Here is an 11197-nt window from a genome sequence, read left to right on the forward strand (position 1 = left end):
GCCCCGGAATGTCCGGGCCAGCGCGGGCGCAAGGCGTTGCAGCCGGATCAGATGCGTTCGAAGATCGCGGCGATGCCCTGGCCGCCGCCGATGCACATGGTGACCAGCGCGTAGCGGCCGTTCACGCGCTGCAGTTCATGCAGCGCCTTGGTGGCGATGATGGCGCCCGTCGCGCCGATGGGGTGGCCCAGGCCGATGCCGCTGCCGTTGGGGTTGACCTTGGCCGGATCCAGCTTCAGTTCGCGCGACACCGCGCAGGCCTGCGCGGCAAACGCCTCGTTGGCTTCGATCACGTCCAGCTGGTCCACGGTCAGGCCGGCGCGCTTGAGCGCGGCCTGGGTGGCGGGCACGGGGCCGATGCCCATGATTTCCGGATCCACGCCCGCATGCGCATAGGCCACCAGGCGGGCCAGCGGCTTGATGCCGCGCTTGGCCGCGACCGATGCGTTCATCAGCACCAGCGCGCCCGCGCCGTCGTTCAGGCCGGACGCGTTGCCCGCCGTGACGGTGCCGTTTTCCTTCTGGAAAACCGCCTTGAGCGTGGCCAGGCTGTCGGCCGTGACGTCGCGACGCACGTGTTCATCGGTGTCGAACACGATTTCGCCCTTGCGCGACTTGATCTTCACCGGAACGATCTGGTCGCGGAAATAGCCCGCATCGATGGCGGCGGCGGCGCGGCGGTGCGATTCCGCGGCCACGGCGTCCTGGTCCTGCCGGCTGATGCCGAATTTCGCCGCCACGTTTTCAGCGGTGACGCCCATGTGCATCTTGCCGAACGGATCGGACAATGCGCCGGTCATCATGTCCAGCATGACGCTGTCTCCCATGCGGGCGCCCCAGCGCTGGGCCGGCGCAATGTAGGGCGCGCGGCTCATGCTTTCGGCGCCGGCGCCCACCGCGATCTCGGCGTCGCCCAGCATGATGGTCTGCGCCGCCGACACGATGGCCTGCAGGCCCGAACCGCACAGGCGGTTGACGTTGAAGGCGGGCGTTTCCTTGGCGATGCCGGCGTTCATGGCGGCCACGCGCGACAGGTACATGTCGCGCGGCTCGGTGTTGATGACGTGGCCGACGGCGACGTGGCCGACTTCGCTGCCCGAGACGCCGGCGCGCTCGAGCGCGGCCTTGATGACGGTGGCGCCCAGGTCGCAGGGCGGCACGTCCTTGAGCGCCCCGCCGAAATCTCCGATGGCGGTGCGGACGGCCGAAGCAACGATGACTTCATTCATGGTGTTTCCTCCTTGTAGTGCTTTCCATCATACTGCCCGGCCGCCGTCCCGGCCTCATCCTTGCGGCTTGCGCGCGGCGCGGCGCGCGATGAACTGACCGACCGCCTCGGCATGCGCCGGCGTCTTGTGCGCCAGCGCCTGATAGGCCGCAGACAGCTCCAGCAACGTATCCAGGCGCACGTGCTGGCTTTCGCGCAGGAGCCGCTTGGTCAGGCGCACCGCCTCGGGCGAATTGGCCGCCATGCGGCCCGCCAGCGCCCGGGCCGTGGGCAGCAGTTCGGCGGCCGGCACCACGCGCGACACCAGCCCCCATTCCACGGCCGTGGTCGCGTCGATCGCGTCTCCGGTGAACGACATCTCCGCCGCCCGCGCCGACCCGATCAGGCGCGGCAGGAACCAGGCGCCGCCGTCGCCGGGCACGATGCCCAGCTTGACGAAGCTTTCGGCAAACGCGGCCTCTTGCGCCGCGATGCGCACGTCGCACATGCACGCCAGGTCGCAGCCCGCGCCGATGGCCGGCCCGTTCACCGCCGCGATAGTCGGCACTTCCAGCGCGTGCAGCGCCAGCGGCAGCCGCTGGATGCCGTGGCGGTACTCCTGGCGCAACGCCGCGCTGCCCACTTCCGGACCGATCTGGCGCTGCATGTCGTTCACGTTCCCGCCCGACGAGAAGACGCTGCCCGCGGCGGTGATGATGAGCACGCGCGCGGACGGGTCGCGCTCGATGCGCGCGAACTCGGCCAGCAGCTCGTCCACCATGGCGCTGCCCGTGAGCGCATTGCGGGTTGCCGGATCATTCAGGGTCAACGTCACGACGCCGTCGGCGCTTTGTTCGACCTGCACAAGCTCTGCCATGGACTGCTCCTGTTTCGAATGGCGGTGGTCTATTGTTTCGGGATGCCGGCGCGCTGGGCGGCCTCGTCCCACTTGCGGATTTCCTGGCGCTGGAACTCGCCCAGTTCCTTCGGCCCCACTGGGAACACCTCCCAGTTGGTGCGCGCCAGGAACTCGGCGGCGTCGGGCGTGCGGTAGATGGCGAGCAAGGCGTCCGACAACACGTCGATGATGGGCGCGGGCGTGCGCGCGGGCGCGAACGCGGCGGTCCAATTCACCATGTAATAGCCCGCGAACCCCGACTCCTGCAAGGTCGGCGTATCGGGCGAACTCTTTAGCCGGCTGTCGCCGGTCACCGCCAGCAGCCGCATGCGCCCGCTCTGCACGAAGGGAATCACCGCGCCATAGTCCGCGAACACGAAGTCCACCTGTCCGCCGGCCAGGTCGGTGAGCGCGGGCGCCGCGCCGCGGTACGGCACGTGGTTGGCCTTGATGCCGCCCATGGACAGGAACAGCTCGGTCGCGATCTGGTACGAGGCGCTGCCGCTGCCGTAGTTGAGTTCGCCGGGACGCTTGCGCGCGGCGTCGACCAGGTCGGCCACCGTCTTGTAGGGCGCATCGGACTTCACCGCCAGCGCCATCGCGCCATAGCCCAGCCGGGCCACGGGCGCGAAATCCTTGACCGGGTCATACGGCAGGTCCTTGAACATCGCGGCGTTGGTCGCGACGGGCGAATTGCTGGCCAGCAGCAGCGTGTAGCCATCGGGCTGCGCGGCGGCCACGGCCTGCGCCGCGATGAAGCTGTTGCCGCCCGGCCGGTTTTCGACCGTCACCGCCACGCCCAGCCTTTCCTCCATCTTTTTCGCCACGTAGCGGGCATTGCTGTCGGTCCCGCTGCCCGGCGGAAACGACACGATCAGCCGGATCGGCTTGTCCGGGTACGCGGCCTGCGCCGCCGCCCCGGACAACGCCAGCCACGCAACGCCCGCCAGCGCCGCCAGGCGCATCACCTTGTTCATGCTTGTCTCCTTTGTTGTTGTCGCTCGGTCCACGCGAGGCGTGGAGCGGCGCTGCATGAAGCGTAGGCAGTCGGGACAGGCGCCGTCTAATATTAATTTTTGCGCGCGTGATATCGCACCGGTATCGCCCAGGACGGCTCCGCCCTTGGCGACAGGCCCCGATACGGAATCCGTATCGGAAATCCAAAAAATAATATTGGACAGCTTTCAGCGCGTTCCCGGATAGTCGGCTTTGGCGCCTGTGTCGCGGCGCCGTTGCCCGCACCGGAGCGCCGAATGATCGATACGCTTGAACTGACCGCCATCCCCCCCGAGGACGAAGCCCTCCGCGCCGAGGTGCGCGCCTTCCTGGCGGACGCGCTGGATGGCCTGGAACCCGACGAGCGCGCCCGCTCCTGGATGGGATTCGACGCGGGCTTCAGCCGCCAGCTCGCCGAGCGCGGCTGGCTGGGCCTGACGCTGCCGCGCGAATACGGCGGCGCGGCGCGCGGCCACTTCGCGCGGTTCGTGCTGTCCGAGGAACTGCTGGGCGCCGGCGCGCCCGTATCGGCGCACTGGATCGCGGACCGCCAGAGCGCGCCGCTGATCCTGAAATACGGCACGCCCGCCCAAAAGGACTTCTACCTGCCGCGCATCTGCCGCGCGCAGGCCTTCTTCTGCATCGGCATGAGCGAGCCCGGCTCCGGCTCGGACCTGGCCAGCATCCGCACGCGCGCCGAGCCCGCGGCGGGCGGGTGGCGGCTGAACGGCAGCAAGATCTGGACCACCAATGCGCACCGTTCCCACTACATGATTGCGCTGGTGCGCACGTCGGGCACGTCGCAGGACCGGCACCAGGGCCTGTCGCAGGTCATCGTGGACCTGTCGCTGCCCGGCGTGTCGGTGCGGCCCATCGAAGACCTGGCGGGCGACGCGCATTTCTCCGAGGTGTTCTTCGACAACGTGGAACTGGCCGCCGACGCGCTGATCGGCGAGGAAGGCGCGGGCTGGGCGCAGGTGAACGCGGAACTGGCCTTTGAGCGCAGCGGCCCCGAACGCCTGTATTCCAGCATCGCGCTGCTGGAATGCTGGCTGGCGCACTGCCGCGATTGCGGCGGCGACGCCGCCAGCCGCGCCGCGCTGGGCAGCATCCTGTCGCAAATGGCGGTGCTGCGCGCCATGTCCCTGTCGGTGGCGGGCAAGCTGGCGGCGGGGCAAAGCCCCGCCATCGAGGCCTCGCTCGTGAAGGATCTGGGCACCGAGCTCGAGCAGGCCATTCCGCGCCTGATCGGCGATGCCCTGGGCCGACGCCCGGACCAGCCTGCGCCCCTGCCGCTGCTGCGCACGCTGGCGTACCTGGAACAGGTGGCTCCCACGTTTTCCCTGCGCGGCGGCACCCGCGAAATCCTGCGCGGCATCATCGCGCGCGGCCTTGGCCTTCGATAAGGACGACTTCATGGACAACCTCTTTGGCGACGCCGCCGAACGCCTTTTTGCGCAGACCTGCACCCCCGACGTGGTCCGCCGCGCCGAACAGGGCCAGACGCCCGACAGCGCGTGGCAGGCCTGCGAGGAAGCCGGCTTCGCGGACGCGCTGGTGCCGGAAGAACACGGCGGCGCCGGCCTGGCCCTGGCCGACGCGCTGCCCGTCGTGCTGGCCGCCGGCAGCCATCTCTGCCCCTATCCCATCGCTCATACGCTGCTGGCGCGCGCCTGGCTGAGCCGCGCGGGCCGGCAGCCGCCGGCCGGTTCCATCGCACTGGCGCCGCAGGGCCTGGCCATCGACGGCAAGCGCATCGCGGGCGTCAGCGTGCCCTGGGCGCGCACGGCCGACCACGTGCTCGCCGGCATCGGCGGCCGGGCCTGGCTGCTGCCCATGCGGACGGCCTGCATCCAGCCCAACGGGGTGCACGGCAGCCTGGATGCGGAAGCGTCCTGGGCGCTGGAGGACGCCGAGCGCATCGACGGCCCCGCGCCGCTGGACGAACTGGCTGCCACCGCCTACGCCGCGCTGATCGCCGGCGCGATGGACCGGGTGCTGGCGATGACGCTGGAATACGCCAACCAGCGCGCGCAGTTCGGCAAGCCCATCGGCCGCTTCCAGGCGGTGCAGCAGCAGATCAGCGTGATGGCCGAACACGTGTGGGCCGTTCGCATGGCGGCGCAACTGGCCTTCCAGGGCGACGGCGGCCTGCCGCGCCCCCTGCTCGCGGCCCTGGGCAAGGCGCGCGCCAGCCAGGCCGCGCCGGTCGTGGCCGACATCGCGCACGCGGTGCATGGCGCCATCGGCGTCACCGAGGAATTCGAACTGCAGCTCTATACACGGCGGCTGCGCGACTGGCGGCTGGCTGGCGGCTCCGAATCGCATTGGCACGAGCGCATCGGCGGCGACGCGATCGCGGGCGGCGCCGATGCGCTGTCCTACCTGCGTACGGCGCTCTACGGCAAGGAAGCGGCATGAACGCGACTGCGCGCGATGACCTGCCCCTGTCCGGCATCAGGGTGCTGGACCTGAGCCGGGTGCTGGCCGGGCCGTGGTGCACGCAGACGCTGGCCGACCTGGGCGCGGAAATCTGGAAGATCGAAGCGCCCGGCCAGGGCGACGACACGCGCGGCTGGTCGCCGCCCGACGTCGACGGCGAATCGACTTACTTCATGTGCGCCAACCGCAGCAAGGAATCGGTGGCGGTCAACCTGAAGCATCCCGAAGGCCAGCGCATCGTGCGCGACCTGGCGCGGCAGGCCGACGTGCTGGTCGAGAACTACCGGCTTGGCGCGCTCGAGGCCTTTGGCCTGGGCTACGAGGATCTCGCGGCCATCAACCCGGGCCTCGTCTATTGCTCGATCAGCGGCTACGGCCGCAGCGGCCCGCGCGCGGCCGAAGCCGGATACGACTTCGTGATCCAGGCCGAAAGCGGGCTGATGTCGATCACCGGTGAACCCGGCGGCGCGCCGATGAAGCTGGGCGTGGCCATCACGGACCTGGTCACCGGCATGAACGGCGTGCAGGCGATCCTGGCGGCCCTGCTTGCCCGCGCGCGCAGCGGCAAGGGCCAGCACATCGACCTGGCGCTGCTGGACGGCGCGGTCTGCGTGCTGGCCAACATCGGCGCCGGTTATCTGGCGGCGGGCCAGGCGCCCGGCCGCCTGGGCAACGCCCACCCGACCGTGGTGCCGTACCAGATCTTCGCCACGCGCGACGGTTCGTTCGCGCTGGCGGTCGGCAACGACGCGCAGTTCGCGCGCCTGTGCGCGCTGCTCGGCCGCCCGGAATGGAGCGGCGACCCCGCCTACGCCACCAGCCGCGCGCGCGTGCTGAACCGCGATCGCCTGATACCCGAACTGGAGGCGGTCTTCGCCACGCAGGACACAGCCCACTGGCTGCAGGCCGTGCGCGCCGCCGGCATTCCGGCCGGCGCGGTGCGCAGCGTGGACCAGGCGCTGGATGCGCCCGAGATCGCGGCGCGCGGCCTGCTCGCCGATACGCCGGACGCCAGGCACGGTTCGCTGCGCCTGCTGGGCTCGCCATTGCGCCTGCTGGGTACGCCGCCGCGCGAACCCTTTGCACCGCCACGCCTGGGCGAGCACACGAACGCCGTGCTGTCGCGCATCCTGTCCATGGACGACACGGCGCTGGCCCGGCTTCGCGCCGAAGGCGCGATCGCCTGACCCGATGGCTGTCCATGCCGGCACCGCGCGCCGTATCATGCGGCCTCTTCCCGCCTGGATCGTCGCCATGGATTTCCGTCATCTGCAGCAGTTCCTCGTCCTTGCGGAAACGCTGAATTTCCACCGCGCCGCGGAAAAGCTGCACATGTCGCAGCCGCCGCTGTCGGTGTCGATCCGCAAGCTGGAAGAGGTCGTGGGCGTGCCGCTGTTCGTGCGCGGACGCCAGGGTGTGAAGCTCACGGAAGCCGGCCTGGCGGCGCTGGACGAGGCGCGCCGCGCCCTGTTCCATGCCGAGCAGTTCCGCCTGGCCGCGCGCGCCGGAGCCGCGGGCGAAGGCGGCACCGTGCGCATCGGCTTCGTGGGATCGGCCACGCATGGCGTGCTGCCGCGCATCCTGCCACTGTTCCGCCAGCGCTATCCGGGCGTCACGGTGGTGCTGCGCGAAGCCACGTCGATTCGCATCATGCAGGAACTGGAAGAGGACACGCTTGAAGTCGGCATCGTGCGCGTGCCGGTCGCGATGGGATCGAACGTGCGGCTGGCGCCGCTGACCACCGAGGACTTCGCGCTGGCGGTGCCCAAGTCGCATCCGCTGGCGCGGCGCGGCCGGATCCGGCTGGCCGACCTGGCGCAGGAGCCCTTCATCATGTACACGGCCACCGAGGCCGCGGGCCTGCGCATGGCCGCGATCAACGCCTGCCAGTTGCGCGGCTTCACGCCTCGCATCACGCAGGAGGCCGTGCAGGTGCAGACCCTGCTGAGCCTGGTCGAAAGCGGACTGGGCGTGGCGCTGGTGCCGGCCGGCGGCCGGCGCCATCCCGGCACCAGCGTGGTCTACAAGACGCTGGCCGATTTTCCCGCCGGCGCCTCCATCGGCATTTCCCTGGCGTGGAATCCCGCCACCGAACGCAGCGCCACGCGCAACCTGCGCGAAATGGCGATCCAGGCCTTTCGCGACAAAAACACGAAATAGGCCTCCCCGCTTGCGGCAATGCCGCAGGCAGGCTTAGGATGGAGCATGGTCACGCCGCGGCACCCTCGGGACGCCCGGTGCGGCGCGGGGCCGACGTTCGATCCTCACCAGCGATTCGGGAGCACATCGTGAAGACAGTTGCTGAGCTTCTCAGGGAAAAGGCCAATCACGCCGTCGTGACGGTTTCGCCGGACTCGTCGGTGTTCGACGCGGTCAAGACGATGGCCGAACGCAGCATCGGCGCCGTGGTGGTGGTGGAAGGCGACGTGGTGCTGGGCATGCTCACCGAACGCGACTACGCGCGCAAGATCGTCCTGCAGGACCGTTCGTCGCGCACGACCAAGGTCCGGGAGATCATGACGGATTCGGTCTACTACGTGGGCCCCGCCGACACCCGCGAGCACTGTATGGCCATGATGACCGAACGGCATTTCCGCCACCTGCCGGTCATCGACAACGACAAGCTCGTCGGCCTGCTTTCCATCGGCGACCTGGTCAAGGACGTGATGAGCGAGCAGAAATTCATCATCCACGAACTCGAGCGCTACATCACCGGCGAACGCGGCTGACGCTGTCCGCGGGCCGTGACAGGGTCCGCGGCTGCGCGGCGGCCGCGCCTGGCCGGCCGCGCCTAGCCGGCCGCCAGCAGCCTCGACGCCGGCACGATCAGCCCCATGCCGGCCGCCAACAGCAGCACGAACACCATGCGCTTGACGGTCTTCATCGAATTCTCCGTGCTGTAGCGGCGCGCCATCCAGGTCACGCCGATCACGATCGGCAGCGCTTGCACGCTCAGCCAGAACGACGACGCCATGAAGGCACCCTGCCCGGTCACGAGCGCCAGCCGCACGGTCGCATTGAGCGAGAACAGGATCAAGAGGCTGTTGCGGATCGTCGCCAGCGGCAGGGGCTGGCGGTACAGGTGATAGACCATGGGCGGCCCCGCACTGGAGAACAGGCCGCCCAGCACGCCGGACACCCCGCCGAAGAATACGCAAGACGCGCGCGAGGACAGTTGCGCCAGCGGCTGGCTGCGCGCCACCAGCAGGATGGCGCAGGCCAGGATGGTGATGCCCAGGAGCAGCTGCAACAGCACCGCCATGGATCCGCTGATCCACGTCAGCGCGGCCACTCCAACCCCCACGCCGGCCAGGCTGCTGATCGCGGCGGGCGTCAGCAGCGTCCAGTTCACCTGCGGCTTGGCGCGCGCCAGCGTGACGCCGGCGTTCACCAGCGACAGGACGCTGACCACGTTGGCCACCTCGGATACCGAGGCCAGCTGGAACACGCCCGACAGCCCCAGCAGCACCAGGCCGAACGCAAAGCCCGTCATCGTCTGGGCATAGGTGGCGAGCGCCACGCAGGCGAGGAACAGCAGGTGTTGATAAATGCTCATGCGCAGGAAAGAGCCAGACCAGCCTCGGCTCAGCCCTGGCTGCGGTCATGCGCAGCGAGCGGATCGACGGGAAACGGCGTGCTAACGGATTAACGGGTTAACGGTTTTGTGCCGGGGATGATATCACCGGCCGATCCGCCCTCATCCGTCCCCTTCCGCAGCTGTTTCCACACATATGGTCACAAACTGATGCGCTCATGCACCCTCCGGCTGGCGGCCTGCCGCTATCCTTGCCGCCCGGCAAGCCCCTACACGCCTGCCCGGCCGCCCTATCCCGGGGCGCGTCCACGGGCCGGCACGCGTGCACAGCGAGAATGACCCCCAAACAGACCACGATCAACACGGTGACCCTGACCTGCTCCACCTGCGGCAGCGCCCAGTTCACCAAGCTGGACACCAACGAGTACCGATGCAGCCACTGCCACGCGGTCACGCTGGTCGAGGACAACGTCGCCCAGCGGCTCGAAAAGATCCTGCGCAACATCCAGAAGCCGCAGCCCCCCCAGATCAAGACGTCCGCCATCGCGGCGATCTCGCTGGCGATCCTGGCCGCCGTCATCATCCCCCTGGTCGTATCGAACTCGGGCTCCCGGTCGCCCGCGCCAAGCCGCCCCGTGGAGCCGCCCATCGACGCGGCGCTGGTCAAGCTGACAGACGTCCAGGAAATCAAGTGGCGCGGCCGCACCCAGCTCGTCCTGATCGTGCGCAACGAGACCGGCAGGAAAATCGACGTGCCCCGCGTCACGGCCTCGTTCTTCCAGGGCGAACTGTCGCTGGCGTCGACCTCGGGCTCTGCCCCGGCGCGCTCGCTGCAGCCGGGCGAATACACCCCCATGACGATCTCGGCGCCGGACAAGGCGTACACCCGCTATGACCTGCAGGTCGGCACGCCGTCCCCCGCTCGCGGCAAGAACAACGACGTGGCCGCCAGCAAGGTGCAGCTGGTCCGCAACGACGGCACGCACCGGCTGGTCGGCCTGATCCGCAACCAGGGCGCCAACCCCGCCGGCAGCACGCAGATCACGGTGATGCTCTATGGCGCGGACGGCAAGCTGATCGGCTTTGGCAACGGCTACGCCACGGCCAGCCCGCTGGCCGCGGGCGCGCTGACGTCCTTCGACGTGCGCTGCGAGATGCTGCGCGACGGCGAGGTCGCCTCTTACGACTACATGGTGCAAAGTGAAAGCTGACCCCACCGCCGCCGGCCGCCTGACCGGGCTTGCGCTGTTCCTGTTCGCCGCCGCGGCCTTTGCCGCCGAACCGCCCGCCAGCCGCATCGTGCACGTCAGCCCCGCCGACGTGCGGGTCATCGACCACGTGCGCCTCACCACGGAAGAGCTGCTGGACCCGGATTTCGCCCTGTTCGACTCCTCGGCGCTCAAGCTGTCCGCGCCGCGCCGGCTGCTCGACGAGATCGAGCGCCCCGTCCTGTATGCGGAACTGGTCAACACCAGCGACCAGTACGTCGCCCTGTCGCCCCGCGCCGAGATCACGGTCTTCGACGGTTCGCGCCGGCTGGACCTGCGCCAGTCCTGGAGCCTGCCCGCCAGCCTGTACCCAGGCGAACGGGTGCCGGTTGCGCTGACCGGCCGCGTCGACCGCTACAGCGAGGTCAAGACCCAGTGGCTGCCGGCCAAGCGCGCCGCCCTGCCGGGGCCGCGCCCCAAGCTGGACGTGTCGGTGGAAAACACCGAGGCAGCCGTGGGTACCGGCACCCTGAACTTCAGCTACCGCTTCCGTTACAAGTACGTCACCGTGCATGGCCGGGTGCGCAACGACAGCCCGTCCGAGGTCGAGAAGGTGCGGGTGTGGGTCAGCCTGTACGACGCCCAGGGCCAGGTGTCCGGCGCCAGCTACCAGGAACTGCGCCTGCCGCGCCTGCCGCCCGGCGACAGCGCCCCGTTCGAGGTGAGCGTCAAGCAATACGGCGGAAATTTCGCCCGCGTGGGCGTGGTCTACGACGCCAGCGCCCTCTGACGCCCGTCCGGCGTCCCCCCAAGGCGGCCCCGCGCGGGCCGCCTTTTGCTTGGCCGCGCGGCGCCGTCCGTCGCCGCCGAGCAACAGCGGCAGGCTCAAGTCTTATATAAGATATAAGACA

The 11197-nt window shown here is 69.5% G+C and carries 11 protein-coding genes; 7 read left to right on the top strand and 4 right to left on the bottom strand.

The genetic code is table 11. From position 1 onward, the window contains the following. Nucleotides 1–47: 47 nt before the first annotated feature. From ABE485_RS17495 to ABE485_RS17505, 3 genes are read right to left on the bottom strand one after another with little or no spacing between them, the layout of a single operon-like run. Nucleotides 48–1229, bottom strand: coding sequence for an acetyl-CoA C-acyltransferase family protein (locus tag ABE485_RS17495; RefSeq protein ID WP_346516535.1), 1182 nt, complete (start codon nt 1227–1229; stop codon nt 48–50). A 54-nt stretch (nt 1230–1283) separates the two neighbouring features. Next, on the bottom strand, nt 1284–2084 hold the full coding sequence (locus tag ABE485_RS17500) for a crotonase/enoyl-CoA hydratase family protein (protein WP_346516536.1): 801 nt from the start codon (nt 2082–2084) through the stop codon (nt 1284–1286). 29 nt (nt 2085–2113) lie between these two features. Further along, nucleotides 2114–3082 (bottom strand): Bug family tripartite tricarboxylate transporter substrate binding protein, encoded by a 969-nt coding sequence (locus tag ABE485_RS17505; RefSeq protein ID WP_346516537.1) that lies wholly within the window; start codon nt 3080–3082, stop codon nt 2114–2116. 276 nt (nt 3083–3358) lie between these two features. Between ABE485_RS17505 and ABE485_RS17510 the strand changes: the two genes are divergently transcribed. The 5 genes from ABE485_RS17510 to ABE485_RS17530 all read left to right on the top strand — a co-directional run bounded on the left by ABE485_RS17510 (nt 3359) and on the right by ABE485_RS17530 (nt 8272). Then, nucleotides 3359–4507 carry an acyl-CoA dehydrogenase family protein gene (locus ABE485_RS17510; protein ID WP_346516538.1) on the top strand — a complete coding sequence of 383 codons (1149 nt, stop codon included), beginning with the start codon at nt 3359–3361 and terminating at the stop codon, nt 4505–4507. Nucleotides 4508–4517: 10 nt separating this feature from the next. Next, the gene (locus tag ABE485_RS17515) at nt 4518–5522 is read left to right on the top strand and encodes an acyl-CoA dehydrogenase family protein (RefSeq protein ID WP_346516539.1); all 1005 of its coding nucleotides are present in this window, start codon (nt 4518–4520) and stop codon (nt 5520–5522) included. Then, nucleotides 5519–6730 (top strand): CaiB/BaiF CoA transferase family protein, encoded by a 1212-nt coding sequence (locus ABE485_RS17520; RefSeq protein WP_346516540.1) that lies wholly within the window; start codon nt 5519–5521, stop codon nt 6728–6730. Before ABE485_RS17515 ends, ABE485_RS17520 begins: the two co-directional genes overlap by 4 nt. Before the next feature lie 67 nt (nt 6731–6797). Next, a complete protein-coding gene (locus ABE485_RS17525; protein ID WP_346516541.1) occupies nt 6798–7703 on the top strand; it encodes a LysR family transcriptional regulator in 906 nt (301 codons plus the stop codon). A gap of 128 nt (nt 7704–7831) precedes the next feature. Next, entirely contained in the window at nt 7832–8272 is a 441-nt protein-coding gene (locus tag ABE485_RS17530; protein WP_346516542.1) for a CBS domain-containing protein, read from the top strand. Nucleotides 8273–8334: 62 nt separating this feature from the next. Here the strand turns inward: ABE485_RS17530 and ABE485_RS17535 are convergent, their stop codons facing one another. Further along, nucleotides 8335–9099 carry a TSUP family transporter gene (locus ABE485_RS17535; RefSeq protein WP_346516543.1) on the bottom strand — a complete coding sequence of 255 codons (765 nt, stop codon included), beginning with the start codon at nt 9097–9099 and terminating at the stop codon, nt 8335–8337. 314 nt (nt 9100–9413) lie between these two features. On the opposite strand from ABE485_RS17535, the gene ABE485_RS17540 reads away from it, so the two are divergent. Further along, nucleotides 9414–10289: an FxLYD domain-containing protein gene (locus tag ABE485_RS17540; protein ID WP_346516544.1), complete on the top strand. Its 876-nt coding sequence runs from the start codon at nt 9414–9416 to the stop codon at nt 10287–10289. After that, nucleotides 10279–11076 (top strand): FxLYD domain-containing protein, encoded by a 798-nt coding sequence (locus ABE485_RS17545; RefSeq protein ID WP_346516545.1) that lies wholly within the window; start codon nt 10279–10281, stop codon nt 11074–11076. Before ABE485_RS17540 ends, ABE485_RS17545 begins: the two co-directional genes overlap by 11 nt. The last annotated feature ends 121 nt before the right edge of the window (nt 11077–11197 follow it).

The organism is Achromobacter spanius, from assembly GCF_039673305.1.
In the GTDB taxonomy this organism is placed as follows: domain Bacteria; phylum Pseudomonadota; class Gammaproteobacteria; order Burkholderiales; family Burkholderiaceae_B; genus Achromobacter; species Achromobacter spanius_F.